The sequence below is a fragment of the Janthinobacterium sp. CG_23.4 genome (assembly GCF_029892305.1).
Classification (GTDB): domain Bacteria; phylum Pseudomonadota; class Gammaproteobacteria; order Burkholderiales; family Burkholderiaceae_D; genus Janthinobacterium; species Janthinobacterium lividum_D.
The window spans coordinates 3,825,801-3,850,945 of sequence record NZ_JARXUX010000001.1; the positions used below are offsets into that span (position 1 = coordinate 3,825,801).

Annotated in this window: 21 protein-coding genes; 11 read left to right on the forward strand and 10 right to left on the reverse strand. The window is 63.3% G+C overall.

Features of this window, described 5'->3' with window-relative positions; all coding sequences use genetic code 11:
* The first annotated feature begins 170 nt into the window (after positions 1–170).
* A complete protein-coding gene (locus tag H4V96_RS17170) occupies positions 171–647 on the forward strand; it encodes a hypothetical protein (RefSeq protein ID WP_280721068.1) in 477 nt (158 codons plus the stop codon).
* A 6-nt stretch (positions 648–653) separates the two neighbouring features.
* On the opposite strand, the gene H4V96_RS17175 is transcribed toward H4V96_RS17170, so the two are convergent.
* Complete coding sequence (locus H4V96_RS17175) at positions 654–1,910, reverse strand: MFS transporter (RefSeq protein ID WP_196854687.1); 1,257 nt, start codon at positions 1,908–1,910, stop codon at positions 654–656.
* Positions 1,907–2,446 carry a PadR family transcriptional regulator gene (locus H4V96_RS17180; protein ID WP_280721069.1) on the reverse strand — a complete coding sequence of 180 codons (540 nt, stop codon included), beginning with the start codon at positions 2,444–2,446 and terminating at the stop codon, positions 1,907–1,909. The genes H4V96_RS17175 and H4V96_RS17180 overlap by 4 nt, the downstream gene beginning before the upstream one ends.
* A gap of 100 nt (positions 2,447–2,546) precedes the next feature.
* Between H4V96_RS17180 and H4V96_RS17185 the strand changes: the two genes are divergently transcribed.
* Both H4V96_RS17185 and H4V96_RS17190 read left to right on the forward strand, forming a co-directional pair.
* The gene (locus H4V96_RS17185) at positions 2,547–3,128 is read left to right on the forward strand and encodes a GNAT family N-acetyltransferase (RefSeq protein ID WP_070346374.1); all 582 of its coding nucleotides are present in this window, start codon (positions 2,547–2,549) and stop codon (positions 3,126–3,128) included.
* A gap of 81 nt (positions 3,129–3,209) precedes the next feature.
* Positions 3,210–4,784, forward strand: a complete 1,575-nt coding sequence (locus H4V96_RS17190) for an oligopeptide:H+ symporter (protein ID WP_280721070.1) — start codon at positions 3,210–3,212, stop codon at positions 4,782–4,784.
* A 62-nt stretch (positions 4,785–4,846) separates the two neighbouring features.
* Here H4V96_RS17190 and H4V96_RS17195 read toward each other — a convergent pair whose 3' ends face one another.
* Complete coding sequence (locus H4V96_RS17195; protein WP_196854685.1) at positions 4,847–6,490, reverse strand: alpha-D-glucose phosphate-specific phosphoglucomutase; 1,644 nt, start codon at positions 6,488–6,490, stop codon at positions 4,847–4,849.
* A 547-nt stretch (positions 6,491–7,037) separates the two neighbouring features.
* Between H4V96_RS17195 and H4V96_RS17200 the strand changes: the two genes are divergently transcribed.
* From H4V96_RS17200 to H4V96_RS17210, 3 genes are read left to right on the forward strand one after another with little or no spacing between them, the layout of a single operon-like run.
* Positions 7,038–7,394: a DUF3649 domain-containing protein gene (locus H4V96_RS17200; protein ID WP_010400991.1), complete on the forward strand. Its 357-nt coding sequence runs from the start codon at positions 7,038–7,040 to the stop codon at positions 7,392–7,394.
* The gene (locus tag H4V96_RS17205) at positions 7,391–9,013 is read left to right on the forward strand and encodes a PepSY-associated TM helix domain-containing protein (RefSeq protein WP_196854684.1); all 1,623 of its coding nucleotides are present in this window, start codon (positions 7,391–7,393) and stop codon (positions 9,011–9,013) included. The genes H4V96_RS17200 and H4V96_RS17205 overlap by 4 nt, the downstream gene beginning before the upstream one ends.
* On the forward strand, positions 9,013–9,381 hold the full coding sequence (locus H4V96_RS17210) for a DUF3325 domain-containing protein (protein ID WP_010400993.1): 369 nt from the start codon (positions 9,013–9,015) through the stop codon (positions 9,379–9,381). Before H4V96_RS17205 ends, H4V96_RS17210 begins: the two co-directional genes overlap by 1 nt.
* Here H4V96_RS17210 and H4V96_RS17215 read toward each other — a convergent pair.
* The 4 genes from H4V96_RS17215 to H4V96_RS17230 all read right to left on the reverse strand — a co-directional run bounded on the left by H4V96_RS17215 (position 9,368) and on the right by H4V96_RS17230 (position 15,071).
* Entirely contained in the window at positions 9,368–11,185 is a 1,818-nt protein-coding gene (locus tag H4V96_RS17215; protein ID WP_280721071.1) for an EAL domain-containing protein, read from the reverse strand. The two genes, H4V96_RS17210 and H4V96_RS17215, sit on opposite strands and share 14 nt — an antisense overlap.
* 168 nt (positions 11,186–11,353) lie before the next feature.
* Complete coding sequence (locus H4V96_RS17220; protein ID WP_280721072.1) at positions 11,354–12,967, reverse strand: methyl-accepting chemotaxis protein; 1,614 nt, start codon at positions 12,965–12,967, stop codon at positions 11,354–11,356.
* Between the two features lie 230 nt (positions 12,968–13,197).
* A complete protein-coding gene (locus H4V96_RS17225; protein ID WP_196854683.1) occupies positions 13,198–13,716 on the reverse strand; it encodes a GNAT family N-acetyltransferase in 519 nt (172 codons plus the stop codon).
* Positions 13,717–13,796: 80 nt separating this feature from the next.
* Entirely contained in the window at positions 13,797–15,071 is a 1,275-nt protein-coding gene (locus H4V96_RS17230) for an amidohydrolase family protein (RefSeq protein WP_196854682.1), read from the reverse strand.
* A 384-nt stretch (positions 15,072–15,455) separates the two neighbouring features.
* On the opposite strand from H4V96_RS17230, the gene phaP reads away from it, so the two are divergent.
* The 5 genes from phaP (at position 15,456) to H4V96_RS17255 (ending at position 22,721) form a co-directional block, all read left to right on the forward strand.
* Positions 15,456–16,283 (forward strand): TIGR01841 family phasin, encoded by an 828-nt coding sequence (phaP, locus tag H4V96_RS17235; RefSeq protein WP_196854681.1) that lies wholly within the window; start codon positions 15,456–15,458, stop codon positions 16,281–16,283.
* A gap of 207 nt (positions 16,284–16,490) precedes the next feature.
* Positions 16,491–18,242, forward strand: a complete 1,752-nt coding sequence (locus H4V96_RS17240; protein WP_196854680.1) for an ABC transporter transmembrane domain-containing protein — start codon at positions 16,491–16,493, stop codon at positions 18,240–18,242.
* Entirely contained in the window at positions 18,232–20,052 is a 1,821-nt protein-coding gene (locus tag H4V96_RS17245) for an ABC transporter transmembrane domain-containing protein (protein WP_280721073.1), read from the forward strand. The genes H4V96_RS17240 and H4V96_RS17245 overlap by 11 nt, the downstream gene beginning before the upstream one ends.
* 52 nt (positions 20,053–20,104) lie before the next feature.
* Positions 20,105–20,446 (forward strand): hypothetical protein, encoded by a 342-nt coding sequence (locus tag H4V96_RS17250; RefSeq protein ID WP_196854678.1) that lies wholly within the window; start codon positions 20,105–20,107, stop codon positions 20,444–20,446.
* Positions 20,447–20,711: 265 nt separating this feature from the next.
* Positions 20,712–22,721 carry a GGDEF domain-containing protein gene (locus tag H4V96_RS17255; protein ID WP_280721074.1) on the forward strand — a complete coding sequence of 670 codons (2,010 nt, stop codon included), beginning with the start codon at positions 20,712–20,714 and terminating at the stop codon, positions 22,719–22,721.
* A gap of 51 nt (positions 22,722–22,772) precedes the next feature.
* Here the strand turns inward: H4V96_RS17255 and H4V96_RS17260 are convergent, their stop codons facing one another.
* From H4V96_RS17260 to H4V96_RS17270, 3 genes are all read right to left on the reverse strand, one after another.
* Positions 22,773–23,102: a hypothetical protein gene (locus tag H4V96_RS17260; RefSeq protein ID WP_029496624.1), complete on the reverse strand. Its 330-nt coding sequence runs from the start codon at positions 23,100–23,102 to the stop codon at positions 22,773–22,775.
* Positions 23,103–23,286: 184 nt separating this feature from the next.
* Entirely contained in the window at positions 23,287–24,273 is a 987-nt protein-coding gene (locus H4V96_RS17265) for a hypothetical protein (RefSeq protein WP_196854677.1), read from the reverse strand.
* A 241-nt stretch (positions 24,274–24,514) separates the two neighbouring features.
* Positions 24,515–24,961 carry a hypothetical protein gene (locus H4V96_RS17270; RefSeq protein WP_029496626.1) on the reverse strand — a complete coding sequence of 149 codons (447 nt, stop codon included), beginning with the start codon at positions 24,959–24,961 and terminating at the stop codon, positions 24,515–24,517.
* Positions 24,962–25,145: the final 184 nt, after the last annotated feature.

A 25,145-nucleotide genomic window follows, 5' to 3' on the forward strand; every position in this document is an offset into this window, starting at 1 on the left:
CCAAAAGCTGTTTGCGCCTGCCCGGCAGCCCCGAAAGCTATCTTCTACGGAAGGTAGCTTTTTTTTCGTCGATTGCTTAGACAAGCCCCTTAGGCTCGCCAGGCGATTGCCGGCCTGCGTGTTTTGCTTTAGCATGGCCGCCATCGTCCCTCTTTCTCATGCTCACCACCATGCCGCCACGCGCCTCCTCTTCCAAAACCACCATCATCGCCGGCATCCTGGCCGGCTTGCTGGCCGCCGGGCTAGGCGCTTTTTATCTGCACCAGCGGTCCGCACAGCACGACGGCAATCCACCTGCCGCGAGCAGCCAATCGGCGGCGCAAGAGCAGAACGCGCGCGCCGTCGATGCGCTGATGGCGCTGCCGGAAATCAAGGCCTGGTCGGCGCATATCGAAAAAGCCTCGGGCGGACGCGCGCACGGTGCGGTGATGGAAACGTCGCCCGAGACACGCCTGGTCGATGGCGTCGTTTGCTACCAGCTGAGCTTTTTCGAAAGCACGCCGGAAGCGGCCCACCGCTGGGAAAGCTTTGTCGTCACGCCCGATGGCAAGCGCATCTTCGTCGACGACAGCGTCACAGGTGAGCTGCTGAGCCTGGAACAATGGCGCAAGGACAGCGCTCCCATGCAGCGCACCGCCACCCAATAAACGCTCCTACGCCGGCGCGCCCTGTGGCGCCGCGCCGCGCACGCGCGCCACCCACCACACCGTCCACAGCGACAACGCCGCCGCCAGCCAGCCATTCCAGCCATAACCGCTGATATGGCCGGCTGCGTCCGTGTGCAAGCTCAAGCCGCCCAACCAGGCGCCCAGGCCGCTACCCAAACTTTGCAGGGCCGAATTAGCGCTGAGAAAGGCGCCGCGCTGCTGCGGCTGCGGGATGCTGGTCAGCAGCGCCTGCAGCGGGATGGTGCGGCCAGATACCAGGGCCATAAAAAATGGAAACAGCAACATCAGCGCCAGCAACGACAACTGCGGCAGGTGCGTGATGAACAGCAGCGGCGCGATCGACAGCAGGGAGACCCAGCGATACACCTGCTGCTTGCCGGCCCGGTCTGCCCATCGCCCGATCAGGCGCGCCGTGAAGATGGTGGCGCAGCCGCCCGTCAGGTAGACCCAGGTGACGTCGACCGGCGCCAGTCCCATATTGCCCACCAGCACAGGCGAAATGAAGGGAATGACCAGCATGCCCGCCGTCATGTTGACAATCGACAGGGAAAACGCTTCCAGGTGGCGCCGTTCCCTAAATAGCGCCAGCAGGTTCGGCAGCACCTGGCGCAGCGGCGTGGGGGCCGCGCCCATATGCGCCGTCAGCGAGGGCAGCACGCGCGCCGCGCCCAGCCAGATCAGCAGCGACAGCACGACCAGCAGGAAGAATGGCGAGGCCCAGCCAAAATGGGCGGCCAGCACCACGCCGATGGGCACGCCGCCCACGGCCGCCATGGCAAACGAGGTCATGACGATGCCCGTCGCCGCGCCACGCCGCTCGGCGGGAATCACGTCACCGATGATGGCCATGACGATGGCGCCCAGCACGCCGCCCGTCAGCCCCGCAAAGGCGCGCGACCACAGCAGCACATGGAAGTTCGGCGCCAGTGCGCAAGCCAGATTTGACACGGTAAACAGGCAAAACATGGTCAACAGCAGCTTCTTGCGGTCGAAACGGTCGATATACGTGGCCGCCAGCAAGCCGGACAGGCCCGCGCACCACGCATAGGCAGAGACAGCGCCCGAAACGGCTGCCGGGCCGATATTGAACGCCTGCATCAGTTGCGGCGCCAGCGGCATCATCACCATGAAATCCATGATGACGGTAAATTGCGTCAGGGCAAGCAGCCACAACATCGCGCGTTCGCGCCCCGGCGTCAGCAGGGGCACGGGTGCGGGTGCGGGCACCGCTGCGGCCATCATGCCAGCGCCTCGATATCGCTACGGGCCTGGCGCAGGATGGCGCGCACGGCATCGAGGCGGCGGGCATCGGGCTCGGCGGTGCGCCCGCGCGCCAGTACCGCTACCTTCAGTTCGTGCATCAACTGACGCAGATCGTCGTCCGCGCCGGCCGGCGCATCGACCCTGGCGGCAATCGCGTTGACGTAGGCGCGGTTCGCTGCCAGGAAAGCCAGTCCTTCCGGCGTGATGCTGTGCAGTTTCTTGTTGCCATCGAGGCTGACAGCCACGTAACCGTGCCCCACCAAGCCATGCATGAGCGGATAGATGGCGCCGGGACTGGGCGCATACGCGCCACCGGCGCGTTGCGCGATGGACTTGATGATGTCGTAGCCGTGGCGCGGCTTGTCGGCGATCAATTGCAGCACCAGGTAGCGCAAGGTGCCTGCATCAAACATTTTCGGCCCGCGCGCAACAGGGTTGCCAAGCGGGGCCGCCGTCTCTCCCTGAGCGTGGGCCGCCGCGCGCACGGGATACGCGCCGCGTAACAGATGGAGCATGCTGATTCCTTAAGATATATCGTAAGAAGATATATCTTATGTTGAAAAATAGCACAACACAAGGTTTACTTTCTGGCATCGAAGCCCGATACTCGGCCACATGCCCGCCACCACTGTCCGCCCGCTCACGCCAGACGACGCCAGCACCTATCGCGCCCTGCGCCTGACCGGCATCGCCGAACTGCCCGCCGCTTTCTGCACCACGCACGCCGCGGAAAGCGGCTTGCCGCTGGCACAGATGGCACAGCGCTTGCGCGCCACCTCGCACCAAATAATATTTGGCGCGTTTAACGAAGAACAATTGATCGCCATTGCCGGCCTGCGCCGCGAACCGATTGCCGTCGTACATGACAAGGCCAGCTTGTGGGGCGTGTATGTGGCACCGCAGGCGCGTGGACGCGGCGCGGGACGGCAACTGACGCAGGCAGCCATCGCACACGCCTGCGCCATTCCCGAACTGGGCTGCGTGCGCCTGGCCGTGGCGCAGGATAACCACGCGGCGTTGAGCCTCTACCTGAGCTGCGGCTTTACCCTGGCAAACGGCCCCGCCGCGAAAGGCATGCTGCCACTGCAGCTATTGCTGCCCCGCCCCGCTCTTGCAAGTGCCCGTGCAAGTACGAGCGCAAGTGCCGAAAGTAATGTCTTTATGAAAATCAATACCTTACAAATCCCTGCGAAATAGCGGACAGGCCGTTTTTTCTGTTGCAAGCAAACGCGGCAGGCCTTAGCATCGCGGCTTACAAAAAAAACTTGGGGAGAGCCAATGTCATCGGCCGAGACACAAACCGCCACGGGCAAGATGCCCCGGCAAATACCGTACATCATTGCCAACGAAGGCTGCGAACGCTTCAGCTTTTATGGCATGCGCAACATCCTGACGCCATTCCTCATCAGCACCTTGCTGCTGATGATCCCGATCGACCAGCGTACGGGTGAAGCCAAGCACGTCTTCCACACCTTCGTCATCGGCGTGTATTTCTTCCCGCTGCTCGGCGGCTGGCTGGCCGACCGCTTTTTTGGCAAGTACAACACCATCTTCTGGCTCAGCCTCGTATATTGCGCCGGCCATGCCTGCCTGGCCCTGTTTGAAAACAGCGTCAACGGTTTCTATTTCGGCCTGTTCCTGATCGCCTTCGGCTCCGGCGGCATCAAGCCCCTTGTCGCCTCGTTTGTCGGCGACCAGTTCGACCAGACCAACAAGCACAAGGCCAAGCTGGTATTCGACCTGTTTTACTGGATCATCAACTTCGGCTCCTTCTTCGCCTCGCTGCTGATGCCGATGTTTCTGCGCGACTACGGCCCGTCGATCGCCTTCGGCATTCCCGGCCTGATGATGCTGGCCGCCACCATCGTCTTCTGGATGGGCGCCAAGAAATACGTGCACGTGCCGCCGGCGCCGCCGAATCCCGATTCGTTCACCCGCGTCGCCCGCACAGCCTTGATGGCGCGCGTCGATGGCGGTTCGCGCCCCGGCCTGTACGTGGCCTATGTCGGCGTGATCGGCGCCCTGTATGCGTTCTACAGCATTCCAGAATGGGGTTTCGTGATTTCAGCGTGTACCGCGCTGGTCTTGCTGCTGGCCTTCGGCAGCATCGGCACGGCCATGCAACTGGAACGCGCGCGCGGCATCCATCCTGACGAAGCCGTCGAAGGCGTGCGCGCCGTGCTGCGCATCCTCGTCATCTTCGCCCTCGTGACGCCCTTCTTCTCGCTGTTCGACCAGAAGGCTTCGACCTGGATCGTGCAAGCGAACACCATGGAAAAACCAAGCTGGTTCCTGCCGGCGCAGATGCAGGCGCTGAACCCGATGCTGGTGATGCTGCTGATCCCGTTCAACAACCTGGTGCTGTACCCGATGCTGAACCGCTTCGGCCTGGAAGCGACGGCCCTGCGCCGCATGACGGCCGGTATCGGCTTTTCCTCGCTGGCCTGGATCGTCATCGGCTTGCTGCAGTTGGCGCTCGACAGCGGCAATGCCGTCTCCATCATGTGGCAAATCCTGCCGTATGCCTTGCTGACGTTCGGTGAAGTGCTGGTCTCGGCCACGGGCCTGGAGTTTGCCTACAGCCAGGCGCCAGTGTCGATGAAGGGCGCCATCATGAGCTTCTGGAATTTGTCGACCACGGTGGGCAACCTGTGGGTGCTGATCGTCAACCGCAGCGTCATGAACGAGGGTGTGATCGGCAAGATTGCCGAAAGCGGCATCAGCGTGACGGCCTTCCAGATGTTCTTCTTCGCCGCCTTTGCTGCCGTGGCCATGCTGGCCTTCGGCCTGTATGCGCGCAACTACAAGATGGTCGACAACTACCGCCAGGCCGCAGTGCCGGGCAAGGCATGATCCAACAGTAAGCTGAGCAAGAGCGCCCACGCAACACATCGTGGGCGCTTTGCCTGTCCTCGTCAGGTCGTCACCGTCGGCGCATCGCGTCCCGTGCGTTCGCGGATCTGCGCCAGCTGCTGCGCCACCGCGATCAGCCCCGCCAGCGCTTGCTGGGTCGCGATGTCATGCTGCGCCGGATCGGCTTCGTAGCGCTCCAGGTACAGGCGCAAGGTGGCGCCTTCGGTGCCGGTGCCGGACAGGCGCAGCACGATGCGCGCGCCATCGGTCATGATGATGCGGATGCCCTGCTGCGTCGCCACGCAGCCGTCGACCGGGTCGGTGTAGCTGAAATCGTCGGCCAGCGCCACCGTGTAGCCACCGAACACCTGGCCCGGCAAGGCGGCCAACTGGTCGCGCACGGCCTGCATCAACTGCGTCGCGCCAGCGCTGTCGATGTCTTCATAATCGTGGCGCGAATAGTAATTGCGGCCATACGTGGCCCAGTGCGCGCGCACAATCTCTTCCACCGATTGTTTTTTCTCTGCCAGCAGGTTGAGCCAGAACAGCACGGCCCACAAGCCATCCTTTTCACGCACGTGATCCGAGCCCGTACCGTAGCTTTCCTCGCCGCATAAGGTCACCATGCCGGCGTCGAGCAGGGTGCCAAAGAATTTCCAACCCGTCGGCGTCTCGTAGCAAGGGATGCCCAGCGCGCTGGCAACCCGGTCGGCCGCGCCCGAGGTCGGCATCGAGCGGGCAATGCCCTTCAAGCCGGCGCGGTAGCCGGGTGCCACGCTGGCGTTGGCGGCCAAAATCGCCAGGCTGTCAGATGGCGTGACGTCAAAGTTGCGGCCAACGATCATGTTGCGGTCGCCATCGCCGTCCGAGGCGGCGCCAAAGTCGGGCGCCGCATTCACACCGTCTCCGGCCGCCATGATGGCGATCAACTCTTGCGCGTTGACGGGATTGGGGTCGGGATGGCCGCCGCCAAAGTCTTCCAGCGGCAGGCCGTTGATGACGCTGCCCTTGGGTGCGCCCAGCATGCCTTCCAGGATAGCCGTCGCATACGGGCCGGAAACGGCGTGCATGCCGTCAAAGCAGATGCGCGTCCCGCCCGCGAACAGGGCGCGGATAGCGTCGAAGTCGAACAGCTGCTGCATCAGTTCCGCGTAATCAAGAACCGGGTCGATCACCTCAACCACCATCTGTTCGATGCGCGCCAATCCCCGCACATCGAGGTCGATGTCGGCCGCGTCGCTGATGCGGTATTGGCTGATGGTTTGCGTGCGCGCATAGATGGCCTCGGTGACCTTCTCGGGCGCCGGGCCGCCATTGGCGATGTTGTACTTGATGCCGAAATCACCATCGGGGCCACCGGGATTATGGCTGGCCGACAGGATGATGCCGCCGCTGGCGCCATGCTTGCGAATGACGCAACTGACGGCCGGCGTCGACAGGATGCCGCCTTGCCCCAGCAGCACGCGCGCATAGCCATGCGCGGCCGCCATGCGCAGCACCGTCTGGATCGCCGCGCGGTTGTAATAGCGGCCATCGCCCCCCAGCACCAAGGTCTGGCCGCGACAGTCGCCGAGCGTGTCAAAAACGCTCTGCACGAAGTTTTCCAGGTATTGCGCTGCGCTGAAGAGCGTCACCTTCTTGCGCAGACCCGATGTGCCGGGCCGCTGGCCAGCAATCGGCGCCGTATTGATGATTTGAATAGACATATTGCCTCCCTATTAACTTCTGATGATAACGCATGCCGGGCAAGCGACAAAGCGATGTACGGCTTCTACGGTGCGCCAAGCCGCTGAGTGCCGTATTCGCCGCACATGCAATAGTTAAAATCATGCTCATCCTTGGCATTCCTGGCCGCAAACTCGAACATCGAACATCGGACGCCGTGACCTGCGAGCAGGCCACCGCCCGCAATCAGGCGCCCCCTGTCGCAGTCCACACCACACTCTTGCACGTCTCACAACTCCACACTATAATAGTAATAGTTCTCATTACGATTTAAACCCTCCCCCGGACTCTGCGCGCAGTCGCCTGAAGATGCGCGGCCGGGTGACACGCTGCGCCAGCCAGGCATCACCGCCAAGCAAGTCTCCATCTCGAACACGCCATTTGCAGCACTACGGCCGTCTTTTTCATTGCACATAAAAAGTACAAGGGATACACCATGCACATCATCTCCATTGCGCTCTGCGGCGCTCTCGCCAGCACTTTGCTGGCCGGCCTTGCCTTGCCACCGAGCAAGGATCACGACTGATCATGCAAGCGCCTGCCCATACCGAATCGACTGACGCGGCTGAAAAAATGCCACGCCTGCGGCTCTGCGCCGGGGCGATATACCGCCTTGGCGTGGCCTCACGCAGCCTGGCGGCCATCGTTGGCGGCTATATGCTGACCGCACTGCTTACCATGCTGCTGTCGGTAAGCCTGCCCATGGCCCGTGCCGAAGCCGTCATGACGGCCACCGTGCTGTCGTTTGCCGTCTACACCTGCGCCGTGATGTGGGTCTTCGCCACGCGCAGCGCCCTGCGCGCCTGGCTGGGCCTGTTGATTCCCGCCGCCGTCATCGCCGCCATCTTGCAATTGCTCGATGCACTATCCTGGAGTCTCGCATGAAAGAAGGTTTCCGCCAGTCGATGGCATGGCTACACACCTGGTCCGGACTGCTCGTCTGCTGGATTTTGCTGCTGGTGTTTTGCACCGGCACGGCCAGCTATTACCGCCATGAAATCACCGTGTGGATGCAGCCTGAGCTGCATGGCGCCGCCGCCAGCCAGGTAAGCACCGAGGAAGCGACCAAGGTCGCGCAGCAGGCCTTGCAGGAGAGGGCCACGGGCGCCACGCGCTGGCTTATCAGCCTGCCCGACGAGCGCAATCGCGCTACCCAGCTGGGCTGGAGCAAGCCGTCGCAACCGGGCGAAAAGACGCGCGGACGGCGCGGCAACTTCCACCGAGAAAAAACCGACCCCGCCACGGGCGAAGTGCTATCGAAGCCGCGCGACACGCGCGGTGGCGAGTTCCTCTATCGCCTGCATTTCAACCTGCACTACATGTCCGCCATCTGGGGCCGCTGGATCGTGGGTTTTTGCACCATGTTCATGTTCGTCTCCATCATCAGTGGCATCGTCACGCATAAGCGCATCTTCAAGGATTTGTTTACCTTCCGGCCGAAAAAAGGCCAGCGCTCGTGGCTGGACGCGCACAATGTGAGCGCCGTGCTGGCACTGCCTTACCACATCATGATCACCTACACGGGCCTGGTGACGTTGATGTTCCTGTACATGCCGTCCGGCGCCACGGCCGCCTACAAGGGCGACCAGGATGCCTTCTTCGCCGAAGCGTTTCCGGGCCGCGCTGGCGACAGCAAGCCGGCCGGCGTGGCCGCGCCGCTGACATCGCTGGCGCCGCTCGTGCGCCAGGCAGAGCTGCAGTGGGGCGACAAGGTCGAGCGCATCTCCGTGAATCACCCGGGCGACGCCAACGCCAGCGTAACGCTGTCGCGCGCAGCCGGACGCAGCATGTCGTCGAAGCAGCCGTCGATGGAATTCGATGGCGTTTCCGGCAAGTTACTGTCGACCAATGGCGAGGCGCTGCCTGGCGCAGCCGCCACACACGGCGTCATGGTCGGCCTGCACATCGCCCACTTCGGCGGACCGCTGCTGCGCGCGCTGTTCTTCCTGTCCGGCCTGGCCGGCTGCGCCATGGTCGCCACAGGCGCCCTGCTGTGGGCCGTCAAGACGCGCCAGAAGCAGGCCAAGGCGCTGGCCGCCGGCAAGCGCGCCAGCTTCGGCCTGCGCCTGGTCGAAGCACTCAATATCGGTGCCATCGCCGGTATCCCGATCGCCTTCGGTGCCTACTTCTGGGCTAACCGCCTGCTGCCGGTCGGCATGGAAGAACGCCCGCAAGAGGAAATCGCCTGCTTCTTTGGCGCATGGGCCATGGCCGCCATCATTGCCCAGCTGCGTCCCTCGCGCGCCATGTGGCGCATGCAGCTGGCCGTGGGCGCCTTCCTGCTGGCGTCCCTGCCCGTACTGAACGTTTTCACCACCGAGTCGCACCTGGGCATGACCCTGTTCCTGGGCCGCGGCCCCGTGGCGGTGGCCGCCTTCGACCTGGTGGTGCTGGTGCTGGGCCTGGGCCTGGCGTATGCGGCGTTCAAGTTGAAACCGCTGCCCGTGAAGGCGGCCAAAACCACCCCCGCCGCCAAGCCGGCAACGACGATGGAGGCCGCGTGATGGAGCTGCTGTCCAATTTCCTGGTCTTTGCCCTGTGCTATGCGGGCTTGTCATCGCTGTGCCTGGCGATGGACCGCCACTACGCCGACCTGCACGGACGCGGCGCAGAACCGCCCGCGCCGCTGCGCCGCCGCTTGCAGTGGACGGGGTCGCTGACGCTGGCCGCCGGCCTGGCCTGGGCCATGCATATCGCCGGCGGCGGCTATGGCTTGGTGTACTGGATCGGCAGCCTGACGGGCTGCGGCTTGCTGCTGATCTGGCTGCTGCCTTACGCGCCGCACCTGGCGATGCGCCTGGCGCGCCTGATCGGCGGCGCAGCCGTGCTGGCGGCCGTGCTGCTGGCGGCGCTCTCCATTACGCCGGGCTAGGCGTCTTGAGCAGCACCTCGACATCCTCGGGCGCCATGGCGCGGCCGAGGACATAACCAAACGCCTCGTCGCAGCCCATCTCGGCCAGCAGTTCCAGCTGCGCGCTGCTTTCCACCCCGCCGGCGATGCTGCGCAGCCCGAGCGTGCGTGCCATCGCCACGATGGCGCGCACCATGGCGCTGTCGCCGCCCGGATTGCCCAGGTCGTCGACGAAGCACTTTTCGATCTTCACGGCGTCCGTGGGAAAGCGTTTCAGATAATTGAGCGACGCGTCGCCCGTGCCGAAATCACTGATTGCAATCGCCATGCCCAGCTGACGGAATTGATGCAATATCAGTTCGCAGTTCTGGTTGCGGTCGATCAGAATGCCGGCGGCGATTTCCAGTTCGATGCAATGCCCGGGCACACCGGCCGCTTCCAGCACGGCGGCGAAATTGCGCGCAATATCGCGCTGGTAGAACTGGCGCGCCGACAGGCTGACGGACACTGTCAGCAACTGCCCCTGCGCAATCCACCTGCGCGCCTGTTCCACCGCAGTGGCCAACACCCAGGCGCCCACCGGCAAGATCAAGGCACTTTCTTCCAGCACCGGCAAAAAATCGAGCGGCATCATCAGTCCCAGTTCCGGGTGCTTCCAGCGCAGCAGCGCCTTCACTCCCGTGATCCTGCGCGTCTTCAGGTCCATGCGCGGCTGGTAAAACAGCGTGAATTCCTTGCGTTCGAGTGCATGGCGCAGAGCCGTCTCGAGGATGGTGCGCGAATACGACTGCGCCTGCATGCGCGCGGCATAACGCAAACAAGTGCCAGGCGCGCGGCGCTTGGCAGCGTACATGGCCAGGTCGGCTTTTTCGATCAGTGCATTGACGTCGTCGTCATCGTCCGGGTACAGGGCCAGGCCCACGCTGGCCGCCACCGCCAGGCTGTATTCGCCGATGACAAAGGGAGCGGCGATGGCGGCGACGATTTTTTCGGCCACCCGCTCGGCATCATGCGCCGTGTGCAGCTCCGTCAGCAAGATGATGAATTCATCGCCGCCCTGGCGCGCCACCGTGTCGACCTTGCGCACGCACTGCTGCACCCGGCGCGCGAACTCCGTCAGCACCTGGTCCCCGACGTCATGCCCCAGGCTGTCGTTGATGGATTTGAAGCGGTCGATGTCGACGAACAGCACGGCCAGCAAGCCCTGGTGGCGGCGCGCGTAGGCGATGCCGTGCTCGAAGCGGATCTGGAAATGCAGGCGGTTCGGCAAGCCCGTCAAGCCGTCGTGGTGGGCGATGAATTCCAGCTGCTGCTCGGCGCGCCGGCGCGCCGACACATCGTGCAACAGCAGTACGGCGCCACCCTGCGCCAGCGGCGCGCAGCTGTACTGGACGTCGATACGCTTGCCATCGAGATGGCGCAGCAGCACGGCGCCGCGCGCCACTTCCAGCACTTCCTGCTGCGCCACGCACTCGCGCACCTGGCGCGCCGCATCGATGGGGCTGCCGTCATGGAACAGCGGCAGCAGCTGTGTCACGGGCTGGCCCAGACCATCGTCGCCCAGCAGCCCACCCATGGCGCTGGCGCGGGGATTCAAGTACTGCACCACGCCATCGTGGTCGGTGCCGATGACGGCCGCCGGCAGCGCGTGCAGCAGCGCCAGCGCATCGGCCATGCGCTGGCGCTGCCCCGCCTGCAGCATGACTGCGGCAGCATGGCGCCGCCCCCAGGCGCGCGCCGCACGCCACTGGCAGGCCAGCAGCACGCTCAGCATCACAGCCATGCATAGGCATAGGCACAGTGCCAGCAGCAGCAGCGCCGTCATGCATCACCCGTCAGGCGGAAAGTGAAGGACATGCTTTTCCTTTGCAACACGCGCCATGCGAGCGGGCGCAGATACATGCTGAAAGGAAATAGTATAAGAATTTAGGCGCGATATTTGCCTGATCGGACACCGCTTGACTGGCATCAAGCGGTGCGGGACAAGCCTGCGTCAGGTCAGCGACAGCCTGCGGGCCGGCGCAGTGAGACCGGCAGTGGCATGCAGTTTGAAGATGCTGACGGCATCGGCCAGGCTGGCTGCCTGCTGCTGCAAGGCGTCTGCGGCGGCCGCGGCCTGCTCCACCAGCGCCGCATTTTGCTGCGTCACGCCATCCATCTGGCTGATGGCGATGCTGATCTGCTCGATGCCATCGCTCTGCTCCACGCTCGCCACGGCGATCTCGCCGATGATAGCGTTCACGCGCTGCACGCTGCTGACCACGTCATTCATCGTGCGTCCTGCCTGGCCGGCCAGCACACTGCCCTCTTCCACCGTACGCACGGATTCGCCGATCAGCTGCTTGATTTCCAAGGCGGCCGCCGCCGACCTGTGCGCCAGGCTGCGCACTTCCGAGGCGACGACGGCAAAGCCGCGTCCCTGCTCACCCGCACGCGCCGCTTCCACGGCCGCATTCAGGGCCAGGATATTCGTCTGGAAGGCGATGCCGTCGATGACGGCGATGATGTCGACGATGCGCTTGGACGAGTCATTGATATGGTTCATGGTCTGCACCACTTGCGCCACGGCCTCGCCGCCGCGCTGCGCCACATCGGAGGCGCCGCTGGCCAGCTGACGCGCCTGGTCCGCGTTGTCGTTATTCTGCCGCACGGTGGTGGTCAACTCGATCATCGAGGCGGCCGTTTCTTCCAAGGAACTGGCCTGTTCCTCGGTGCGCGAAGACAGATCCATATTACCTCTGGCAATTTCGGTCGACGCCGTGGCGATGGCATCCGTGCCGACCCGCACGCGTCCCACGATATCGGCCAGGTTACCACTCATGGCCTTCAAGGCACGCAGCAGATCGCCGATTTCATCGCGGCTGCTGTCGGCCACCACGGCGCGCAAGTCGCCGGCCGCCACTTGCTGGGCGATGCCGACGGCCGCACCCAGCGGCACCGTGATGCTGCGCACCAGCCACCACACCGTGGCGCTACCGACGACCAGGATCAGCAGCACGGTGGCCAGCATGACGATACTGGCGCTGCGGTTCGCGGCGGCGTCCTGCTCCTTCATCTGCGCCATCAAGGCGTGCGACTGTTTGCCGATGCCAGCGACGATAGCGTCGATCTGGCGCGTCGGTTCGCGGTCCATGCCTTTCACCAGCGCATCGACCGTCTGGGCACTTTCGGCGCGCGCGCCGTCGTACTGCTTCAGCGCCGCCAGATAGCTCAGGCCCAGCGCATCGTGCGCCTGCATGGCTTTCGCCACGGGTGCCGTATCGAGTTTCAAGGCCGTCATCAATGACTGCAGGCCGGCCAATTCCTTGCGCGTTTGCGCGCCGCTGGCGACAAACGCTTCGCGGTAGCGCTGGAAGGCGGCCGCATCGCCGCCGCGCAGCAGGATGTTTTTCCATTCCTGCACCTGGATCTTGAATTCCACCTGCGCGCTGCGCGCCGCGTCAACCGCTTCCGTCAAGGCCACTGAGCGCTGCATGGCATCGGCACTGCGCGTGCTGGCCGCGTCGAGCGCGCTCCAGCCACGCACGCCGACGAACACCAGCGCAATAAAAAAGAAAGCGCCCAACAGACCCAGGCGGACGGAGATTTTCAGATTCGCTAATTGCATGTGTTTCTCCCGGCGGCAAAAACAGGCTGGCAACAAAATTGCTGCCAAAAACATCTAATTCTCACCAAATAGGCAAATCATGCAGCCCATGCTGTAAAAAACCAAGCGGCACTTTCGCTAGAGAAAAACTTTCAGCATAGAAACAACAAATTACAAGGAAATATTGACTGAGTAACCATATTGCCGGGCGCGCAGCATGGGCAGGCCAGCAATCTTACCCACAGCACCACTCATGCAGGCCACTGCATCGGATCGGTCAACAGCTGATACATCACGTAGGCGTCGACATAGCCCAGCTGCGCGTGGCGGTAGGCCAGCGGCAGGGTGCCGATGATGCTAAAACCCAGCTTTTTCCACAGGGTGACGGCGGCCAGGTTGGTGCTGACGACGAAGTTGAACTGCATCGCCAGGAAGCCGGCACGGCGCGCTTCTTGCATGCAATGCACGCCCATCAGGCGGCCCACCCCCACGCCCTGCGCGGCCGGATCGACCATGAACAAGGCATTGGCCACGTGCGCGCCATGCCCCGGCTGGTTCGCTAGCAACCTGTACATACCCAGCAGGCGCTCGCTGCCCATCACGGCGACATAGCTTTGCACGCCAGGGCCGAACCAGTAGGCGTGGCAGTCTTCGCGCGAGGTAGCGGCGGGAAAGGCGCAGGTGTCGCCGCCGGCCACCAAAGTCTGGAAAATCGGCCACATGGCCTCGAAGTCGGATTCCAGGGCAAGACGGATGTCAATTTCTTTCAAGGTGCGCCTCCGGCAGCAAAAGTATGCGCAGATTGTCGGGGATTTGCGCCGGGTCGTCCAGTGGCATACGCATCGCCATTTCAGCGCCCCAGGCGAAAATTCACGCTCCCAGGGCGTCCCTCCAGATGCAGGCGCGCACTGGCACGCGGCGCTTCGCTGACGATCTTGCCACGGCGTAGTACCAGGCGCCGCGCAGCGCGCAGGCGCAGCGCTTCCACCGTAGAGCTGCAATCGAGGATCAGCAAGTCCGCATGGCAGCCAGGGGCAATGCCATAGCCATCGAGGCCCAGGATGCGCGCTGGCGTTTGCGTCACCGCCAAAAAGCACTCGTGCATGGCTTGCTGGCCCGTCATCTGCGCCACGTGCAGCCCCATGTGCGCCACTTCCAGCATATCGCCCGAGCCGAGGCTGTACCACGGGTCCATCACGCAATCGTGGCCGAAGGCGACAGCGATGCCGGCGGCCAGCATCTCGGGCACGCGCGTCATGCCGCGCCGCTTCGGATACGTATCGTGGCGCGCCTGCAGGGTGATGTTGATGAGAGGGTTGGCGATGGCTGCCACACCTGCCTCGCGGATCAGCGGTAATAGTTTGCTGACGTAATAATTGTCCATCGAATGCATGGACGTCAGGTGCGAACCCGTCACCCTGCCCTGCATCCCCAAGCGATGGCTGTGGAAGGCCAGGGTTTCAATGTGGCGCGACAGCGGGTCGTCCGACTCGTCGCAATGCATGTCCACCATCAGGCCCCGCTCGCAGGCAAATTCGCACAGCAGGCGCACCGATTCGGCGCCGTCGGCCATGCTGCGTTCAAAATGCGGGATGCCACCCACCACGTCGACGCCCATGGCAATGGCGCGCTTCAATTGATCGAAGGCGCCGGGGCTGCGCAAGATGCCATCCTGGGGAAAGGCCACCAGTTGCAAGTCGAGATACGGCGCCACTTGCCGCTTGACGTCGAGCAGGGCTTCCACGGCCAGCAAGCGCGGGTCGCAGATATCGACGTGCGAGCGGATGGCCAGCAAGCCGCGCGCCACGGCCCAGTCACAATACTGCAGGGCGCGCTCCACCAGTGCATCCTGCGTCAGCTGCGGCTTCAGTTCGCCCCACAAGGCGATGCCTTCAAGCAGGGTGCCGGAAGCGTTCACGCGCGGCAAGCCATAGCTGAGCGTGGCGTCCATGTGGAAGTGCGCATCGACAAACGGCGGCGTGACCAGATCACCTGCGGCGTCGATCTCTTGCGCACCCTGCACGGGCAAGGCAGGGCCGACGGCGGCGATGCGGCCGTCGTCGATGGCGATATCGATGGCGCGGCGCCCATCGGGCAAGCTGGCATTGCGGATGACTAAGTCCATGCGAACACTCCTTGAGTTGATTACGCTGCCTGGTGCTTGAGCTACATTGCCATTGCAGGCGTTTTTCGTGGGATGCTGCAGTGCAAGAAGGCGGCCACTCACAAAAGCATCGCCATACATTGGCCGACAACACCTTGCGCATGCGCAAACTTCCCACCAATGCTAGCAGGCCCACAAATAGGGCAAGCATACGCCACGCGGCCTGCATAAAATAACTTTCAACTAACTCGAATCACCGCTAGACTATGCATATTGCATTGCATCATAATTAATCCATCATCAGCTATTTAGCACGCTAGCTACTTTACAAAACGCGGCCCACTCTGGTTTTCGGGATTTTGCAGAGCGTTTTGCCAGCATTTTAATCCGTACAAAGGAGTAAATATGTTTCCGCTTCCTGAACACCTTTCCAGCGCCGCCAAATCGCAACTGGAAAGCCAGTTGCAAATTTTCAACACCCTGACCGGCAAAGTCTTCGAAAGCGCCGAGAAAATCATCGCCCTGAACCTGAACGCAGGCAAGGCTGCCCTGTCGCACACGGCAGAAACGGCGCAGCACCTGCTGGCAACACAGGACCCGCGCGACTTCTTTCGCTACAGCACCAGCCAGGCGCAGCCGAACATCGAAAGCGTGCTGGCATACAGCCGTCAGCTATTCGGCATCGCCTCGAGCACCCAGGCGCAATTGCTGGCCTCGGCCAAGGCCCGCCTCGATGCCGCCGCCCCTGCTAGCGTCACGTCAGTGAGCCAGCCGACGCTGGCCGTCGCCGCTCCTGCTACTGAACCGGCCGCCGCACCGGCACCAGCGACAAGCGCGCCGGCCCATGCCGCCCAAGTTGCGCCAGCCAAGCCTGTCGATGTGGCCAAAACTGCCGCCAAGCTAGTGCCCGCTCCCGCCGCTGTTGCTGCGCCAGCAGCCAAGCCAGCAAGCCAGCCAGCGGCAGCGCCTGCCAAAGTTGCCGAGAAGCTGGCCGACAAGCCCGCCGTGCAAGCAGCCGTGCAAGTAGCCGTGGCCAAGCCAGCGATCAAGCCCGCCGACAAGCCATTTCCTTCGAGCAAACCAGCCGCCAAGCCAGCCAGCGCCGTTGGCAAGAGCATGGCCAAGATTACCGTGAAACCAGCAGCCAAAGTTGCGTCCAAGGGCACGCCATCGAAACAGCTCGACATGCTGGGTGGCAGCAAAGGCAGCGGCCGCAAGCAAGGCCACAAGTAAGGCCGCAAGCAAGGCCGCAAGCAAGGCCGCAGCTTAAAGCGGCAGCAGCAGCGCCGCAGCGCGCACTACAACGGGCCACGGCCCGTTTTTTCTTGCGTGCCCGTCCACAGCGCGCTTTTCCACCTTGTTGTATCCTACGCGTACTTTCAGTCTGCGGGCCCGTTCTTCCGCCCCGCGACATCCCATTACAAAAAACAAAAGGTAACCATGAGTTTATCGAGGCTCATCGCCGGCTTCGTGCGTCAGCACAGTGCGGCGTATGCCGCCGCCGCCGCCATGCTGGCCGGCGTCGCCGCACTGACCGTCTGGATCCCCCGCCGCGTGGGCGCCATCATCGACGCACTGGCCGCACACCGCATGACGACGAACGAACTGTGGCTTGAACTGCTGACCCTGCTCGCCTTGGGCGTCGTCATCTACTTCCTGCGCGTAGGCTGGCGCATTACCCTGTTCAAGGCCGCCTACCAACTGGGCGTGATGCTGCGCACGCGCTTCTACACGCGCATGTCGCAGCAAGGCGCCGCGTTTTACCAGAACCAGCGCACGGGTGACCTGATGGCGCTGGCGACGAACGACATCGACGCCATCGAAATGGCGGCCGGCGAAGCCATGCTGGCAGGCTTCGACGGCAGCTTGACCTTGCTGATGGTGCTGGGCATCATGCTGCTGGGCGTGGACTGGCGCCTGGCCTGCATCGCCCTGCTGCCCTTCCCGCTGATGGGACTGGCCTTCTGGCGTATCTCCAGCCATATTCACACGGCATCCACCGATTCATTAACACGCTTTTCAGCGCTGAACGAACATGTGCAGGAGTCGCTGTCGGGCGTGCGCACCTTGCGCGCGCTAGGCCTGGAAGAGCGCAGCAGCAAGCAATTTTCCACCCTGGCCGGCCACGCGGCCAACGCCAGCCTGACGGCGCAGCGCTGGGAAGCGGCGTATGAACCGGCGGTCGGCCTGACCCTGACGACGGCGACGGCGCTGACCCTGGGGCTGGGCGGCTACCTGGTGTGGCACGATCAATTGACCATAGGCGCGCTGACGAGCTTTTCCATGTATCTGGGACAGCTGATCTGGCCCATGTTTGCCGCCGGCTGGGTACTGTCGCTGATCGAACGGGGCCGCGCCGCCTGGCAACGGCTGCAGCCGATGCTGGACGCGCCGCTGGCGATCGACGATCATGGCAGCATCGCCACGCTGACGCCCGGCCCGCTGCAACTGACGGACATCGGCTACGCCTACGCGGGCCAGACGACGCCGGCGCTGTCCGGCATCTCGCTGCTATTGCAGCCAGGCCAGACCCTGGGCCTGGTCGGGCCCACCGGCAGCGGCAAGTCGACCCTGCTGCGCGTGCTGCTGCGCCAAGTCACGCCACAGTCAGGCACGGCTACCTGGAATGACCAGCCGCTCGATGCATATGCCTTGCATGCGTTGCGCGCGGCCATCAGCTGGGTGCCGCAGGAGTCCTTCCTGTTCTCGGCCAGCATCGCCGACAATATTGCCCTGGCGCGTCCCGACGCCACGCGCGAAGAAGTGGAACGGGCGGCGCAGCTGGCCGATATCCACGATGACATCCTGCAATTTCCCGAAGGCTATCTGACGCATGTGGGAGAAAAGGGCATCACCCTGTCCGGCGGCCAGCGCCAGCGCGTGGCGATTGCACGGGCCTTGCTGGCCGACAATGGCTTGCTGCTGCTCGACGATGCCCTGTCAGCCGTCGACACAGGCACGGAAACGCGCATCCTGCAGCACCTGGAAGAACTGCGCCGGCGCCGTCCCGAACGCAGCGCCATCATCGCCAGCCACCGCCTGAGCGCCGTCGTGAATGCCGACCTGATCCTGGTGCTGCGCGATGGCCACATCACGGAAACGGGCAAGCACGACGCGCTGATGCAGCGCGACGGCTGGTACGCCAGCCAGTGGCGTTATCAACAACTGGAGGCCAGCCTCAATGCCATCTAAGACCGACCAAGCCAACAGCACCACGCAGTCCGTGCGCCGCCAAGCCGCGCAAGCGATCGGCCTGCTGCGCCGCGCCGCCGCGCCCGACCTGCGCCATTTATATTGGGCCACATTCTGGCTGATCCTCGCCGCCGCGCTGGAAGTGACGGGCCCCATCCTGGGCAAAGCCCTGATCGACCAGCACTTGCTGCCGCGCAACCTGGACTGGACCCGCATGTCGCTGCTGCTGGGCGGCTGCCTGCTGACGGGCTGGATCGCCTCCGGCCTGCGCTACCTGCAACTGGTGCGCCTGTCCGGCCTGGCCATGCGTTCGGTGCAGCGCCTGCGTGAAAGCGTCTACCAGCACGTGCTGCGTCTGCCGATGGCCTTCTTCGACCGCGCCATTACGGGGCAATTGGTGAGCCGCGTCACGAATGACACGGAGGCCGTCAAATCGTTGTACGTGCAGGTACTGTTCGTCATCCTCGACAGCTCCATCGTCCTGCTCGGCACCATGGCCGCCATGGCTTTCCTCGACTGGCGTTTGATGCTGATCGTGCTGGCCCTGCTGCCGGCCGTGCTGGTGATCGTCTTCCTGTACCAGCGCTGGAGCGCGCCAGCCGTCACGCGTGCGCGCGCCCTGCGCAGCGAAATCAACGGGCAGATCGCCGAATCGATCGGCGGCATGAGCGTGCTGCAGGCGAATAACGCGCAGCGCCGCTTCGGCGCGCGCTTCACGGGCATCAACCAGGACCATTACACGGCGCGCATGCAGGAATTGCGCGCCAACGCCTGGCTGCTGCGTCCCGCGCTCGACATGCTCAACATCGTGCTGCTGTCCGTCGTCATCTTCAGCTTCGGCCAGCGCGAAATGGGCGCCGTGGAAGTGGGCGTGCTGTATGCGTTCATCAGCTATATCGCGCGCGTGATCGAACCCTTGATCCAGATCACCATGCAATTTAGCCAGTTGCAGCAGTCGGTGGTGGCGACGGCCCGCGTCTCGGCCCTGCTGGACGAAGCGCAGGCGCTGGAACACGCACCGGGCAAGGCCAACAGTGACGCACACCCGGCGGCGCGCCACGGCGCACACGACGGCGACACGCCCGCCGTGGACATCGCCCACCTGAGCTTCGCCTACGTGCAAAACCAGCCCGTGCTGCACGACCTGTCGCTGAGCATACCCCAGGGTGCGTTTTTTGGCATCGTCGGCCACACGGGCAGCGGCAAATCGACTTTGCTGTCCTTGCTGCTGCGCTTTTACCCCGTCACGCAGGGCAGCATCGCCATCAACGGCAGCGCCATCGACAGCATAGCCAACGCGCATTTCCGCGCCGATGTCGGCCTGGTGCCGCAAGACCCCTTCCTGCTGGCCGCTTCGGCGCGCGAAAACATCGACATGGGCCGCGGCTACACGCAGCAGCAGATCGAGACGGCGGCGCGCGCCGCGCATGCGCACGACTTCATCGCCGCGCTGGAACACGGCTACGACACGCCGCTGGGCGAAGGCGGCTCGCGCCTGTCGTCCGGGCAGAAACAGCTGATCGCGATTGCCCGCGCGCTGGCCGGCCAGCCGCGCATCCTGCTGCTCGATGAAGCCACGTCGCGCATCGATAGCCAGACGGAGCAAATCGTGCAACTGGCCCTGAATGAATTGCGCGGCAAGGTGACCATCATCGCCATCGCCCACCGCCTGTCGACCATCCGCGAGGCCGAGCGGATCATCGTGCTCAACCATGGCCGCATCACGGAAGCGGGAGCGCACGAGGAACTGATGCAGATCGAGGGCGGCTTGTACCAGCGCCTGTATCTGCTGCAGCAGTTGGCGGTGTAAGAGGAGGTGCCTAGCCCTCGCGTAGCGCGACGTCAAGCGCAGCCTGGAGCGGGTGAGCGCCACCGACAAAATCGCGCTGGGCAAGGCCAAACTGTGGGCGCGTACTGAAGCGCAAGTCAGTATCCTGGAAGAAACAGCAAATTCGACGGCAACGCTGACGGCGACGGTGCGGCGCAGCATGGCGATGCTGGTGGAATCGATGCAGCAGGTGGCTGCCATCATGCACGAGATCACCAGCGCCAGTCACGAGCAATGCGCGGGGATCGGCAAGGTCAGCCAGGCGCTCACGCAGATGGACAATATCAGGCAACAGAACGCCGACCTGATTGAGGCCGTCGCCATCTTCCGCCTGAAGCGCAGCGCGCGGACCTCGGCCACCCTGCCCTCGCGTTAACTTGCAACTAAAGTGTGCATTTTTATAAATTTCTGTATCCCACATGATATTTCTTGATTGCAACAGATTATAATCTGTTGTAAAAAGCAACTTATTGTGGGGGGGGACTTTGGCAGACAGACAGAAAGGGGCATCGTGGCGCAAGGCGCATTGGCTGTTAGCACTGGCCTGCCTGCTGACGCCTGCTGCTCAGGCTCAAGCTCCGGCTCCGGCTCAAGCTCCGGCTCAAACTCAGGTCGGCAACCTTGAGCAGCATATCGCCGCCGTGCGTGAAGATGGCCGCTTCGTTCCTGCGCGCGCCCTGCAGCACCTGCAAGAGATAGAAACACAGGCGCGCAGCGCTCCCCTGCCAGTGCGCGCGGAATTCCTTACCCAACTCAGTACCGTGCACATGCGACTGGGGCAAAACAAGGTTGCCATGCAGGTGGCCGAGGAGCTGATCGCCTATGCCCGCCAGAACAAGAACGACGTGGCGCTGGCGAAAGGCCTACTTTGCAAGGCGTACATCACGTTTGCCCGGAACGAACGCAACGCCTCGCATCTGCTGGCGTTCGAGGCGGAAAAGATCGCCAACCGTACGGACGACCTGCCCGTGCGCGTGCAAGCGACCATCAGCGCGGGCCAGTCGTGGGCCGAGGAAGGCAATTTCCCGTTCGCGCTGACCAAGCTGCAGGCGGCCGTCGACCTGGCGCGCCAGAGCAATTCCCCCTACAGCCTGGCCGCCGCCCTAAATGCCCTCACGGTGCTATACACGCAGCTGCGCGAGTACGACAAGGGCTTCGAAGTGCTCGACGAGCTGCTGGCCGTCTCCGCCACCCTGGAATCTCCGGGCCGCATGGCGCAGGCGAAGAACACGGAATACGGGCTGGCACTGTCGGCGCAACAGCCGCAACGGGGCCAGCGCGCCCTGCTGGCAGCCCTGGCGCTGGAACGCCAGCTGGGCGCCCGCGCCATGGCGGCCGTTACCCTCGTCAATCTGTCGGACAGCTATCTGAAGGAAGGCGACTACGCGCGCACTCTGCGTTATGCGAATGAAGCCATCGACGCGGGTCGCCTGGTCAACGATGAACAAGTGGAAGCGACGGCGCGCCTCAATATCGGCCAGGCGCTGATCGGCCAGGGACGCTTACAGGAAGGCAAGCAAAGCGTGGCCACGGGCCTGGCCTACTACGAACGCACGGCTAATCAGCCAGACATGCAGGCCGTGCTGCTGGAATACGGCATGGCGCTGGAAAAGGCCGGCGACCTGCGTGGCGCCGTCACGGCGTACCACCGCGAGCGGGGCATTTCCAACCAGCTGTTCGAGAAGCAGCGGCAAAAGGCCGTGTATGAATTACAAGAAAAATATGAAGCGGAGAAGAAGCAGCGCCAGATCGAGCTGCTGAGCCGCGAAAATCAGCTCAAGAGCACCGAAATCGACAATCGCCGCCTGCAGCAGCGCGTGTGGTGGTTGCTGGCACTGGTGCTGGCCATGGCGTCCGTCATCGTCGGCTTGCTGTACCGCAAAGTGCACCATGCGAATGTGCAGCTGAAAGTCAAGAACCAGGAACTCAAGCGCCAAAGCTCGCGTGACCCGCTGACGGCCCTGTACAACCGCCGCCATTTCCAGGAATTCATGCGCAGCCATGCGGGCAAGGCGCAGCAGGGCTACGGCGGCACCGATATCGTGGGTGCGCTGTTCCTGCTCGATGTGGACCATTTCAAGCACATCAATGACCGCTACGGCCATGCGGCAGGCGACATGGTGCTGACGACGATCGCCGAAACCTTGCACGAGGTGTTGCGCGAAACAGACATGATCGTGCGCTGGGGCGGCGAGGAATTCCTCGCCTTCCTGCCTGCCGTCGCGCGCGACGGACTCGACGATATTGCACGGCGTATCCTCAACGGCATGGCTGCGCAAGTGATCCATTACCAGGGACAAGCCATCACGGTACACGTATCCGTCGGCTTTGCCCCCTATCCGCTGGCACCGCTCGGGCGGCAACTGACGTGGGAACGCAGCGTCAACCTGATCGATATGGCGCTATACCTGGCCAAGGCGCACGGGCGCAACCGGGCCTACGGCTTGCGCGCCTTCCAGCAGGTGGAAAAAACGACGCTGGAAGCGGTGGAGCAAGACCTGGAGCGCGCGTGGCGCGACGGCTTTGTGGATTTGAGCGTGGTACTGGGCAGTACCGACGGCATGGACGCTGCCGATACAGCGACGGCGGCGCATGGCAGGCAGGCTAGCGCCAACGACGGCGTCGCCGCACCAGCCATCACTGGACGGTAGATACGCGAGCCGGGCCGGCAGCAGCCAGCCCGGGCGCAGTGATTACGCAGATTACTTGTGCGCGGCGTCCTGCATCTTTTCGCCGGCTTTTTCCACTTTCTTGCCGACGGCATCAGCCGCTTCGCTCATTTTCTTGTCGGCGTCAGCGGCGATCTGATCCATCTTGGCACCCGTATCGGCAGTCGCCTGGCTCACGGCAGCGTCGGCCTTGCTAGCGGCAGCCTTGATGTCGGCTTCAGCCTTGGCAGCGGCCGCATCGATCTTCTGGCCAGCTTGTTGCGCAGGACCTGCGGCGACATCGCTTTGCTTCTGGCAGGCAGCCAGAGACACAACCATCATCGCGGCGGCGCATACGCTCATCCATTTTTTGCTTGCTTGCATGATATTCCCTTTCATTGTTATCAAAAGACACAGATCAATGCGCAATATACACCTGCCTAAGATTATCTAGCGTACGCTAACGCACATAAAAACAGGCCTTTATGGCGTAGTTGTAAGCAATGGTATCTTGCATTTTCAAGCTGCTTTTCGCGCCGAGCCGGCAGGACAAGCGCCTTGCTTTGCACTACTGGGCCGGGGCCGGGACCGGGACCGCGACCGGGACCGCGTCCAGCAGCGAACGCTCGAGCAGTTGCGACAGCGCCGTGCGCAGCGCCTGCGTGCGCGCCGCCAGTTCCGGCCGCTTGTAGCGTTCGGCAGCGGTCAGGCTAGTTTCCAGGCAGATCCGGTCGCCCTTGGCAAGGCAAGCGTCGGCCGCATCGAGCCGGATGCTCGCTTGCGCCACTTTCACCTTGGCATCGAGTTCCACGGTGTCGGGATCGTCGCCCCAACGTTTCACATAGACGGCCAGGCGCGTGGCGGCCAAATCGGCCTTGCCCGCACCGAGCGCCTGCTTGACGCTGTCCTGCAACGCCGGCCATGCCTGCGCCCGCTGCTGTTGCCTGTCACAGGCGGCAGCAGACTTGGTGATGCTCGCCTGCAAACGCTTGATATGCGCGGCCGGTGCCTTGGCGCTTTTCAGTACGGCCAGCGCACTACGCGCCCCGTCAAGGTCGCACTGCAGCGCCAGCGCAGTGGCGGCCTCCACCTGCTGCGCCACGCTGGCCGGCGGGTCGGCGGGCTTGTTGAAGAACCAGATACCAATCAGCACCACGGCAGCAGCGATCCACGTGCGCAAGCGCACGGGCGGGCGCGGCGGCGGCACAGAAGCCCGGGCGACCGATTTCGCGGGCGGCGCCTTGGCTGGCGCAGCAGGCGGTGCTGGCGAGGCGGGCTTGGGCACAAAGGCAGGCTTGGGCGCAGCAATAGCTGCGGGGACAGGTGCAGGGATAGGCGCAGGAGTAGCAGCAGGGACAGGCGCAGCGACGGGTACCGGCGGCGGCACGCGCGGCAGTGGCGGCGGCACGCGCGGCAGTGGTGGCGCCGCAGCTTGCTCCAGAACTGGCACTTGCGCCACCTGGCGCGCGCCGCAAAACGGACAATACGCCACGCGCAGCAGCAAGGTGCCACCGCAAGCGGCGTTAATGCAAACATCATTCACTGTTTGAAGCACATTACAACCTTTTCCTGGAGTCATTCCACTGCGTTCTGCCGCAATATTACCTTACGCGCGCACCGCAACGACACACCCGCAGGGAGTTCCAAGGCAAGGATAGCGATCAAAAAAATGGCTCTGTCTCCCGTCAATAGGGGGACAGAGCCGATATTGTCGTCGCTTGCGGCGAGTCGCCGAAAACGGCAGAGCAAATGTTCAGCGCCAGCGAGCAACGCCCTCAGCATTTTGTCAGCCGCTCTTAGGCCTTGACGGGATCAACTTTTGCAATCACCGTGCGCGCAATGATATCGGTTGCCGGGCAAGTATCCATCGCGTCCGAATAGGCGAGCCAGCGTTGCAGGCTTTCCATACGACGGATGGTAATGCCCTTGCCATTGATGTAGCCGATCTGCTCGAAATTGGCGGGGCTGGTGGTCAGCTTGGAGACGGTGGGCGCGTTCTCGACCAGGCGGTCGTAAGCCTTGCGCGCCTTTTGCTCCCACTTGGCCAGCAGCGGGTCGTCGAAGCGGTTGCTTTCAAAATACACCGTGACGGTGCGGTCGTGATTGGCAAAGCCAACGATCGCCGCACTCTTGCGTATGGTCAGCAGGACATCTTCCTTGACGCCAGTGACGGGAACGAACACGGCAGCGCGCCCATCCGTATCGGGCCGCTCCATGGGAATATCTTGTCCGATTATGCTCATCACTTCACACTCTTAGTCATCGTCTGTAGGCTTATTGTCCCTGCATTACTGAAAGCGCGGCCGGCACAGGCGTACCTTTGCCGCTGCGACTGCTCACTTTCAAGCTGTGTATTAAATAATACATTGCGATAAAGCACTATACAAGATAATCAGGAACACCGCAGCCACAGGCCCTACACCGGAT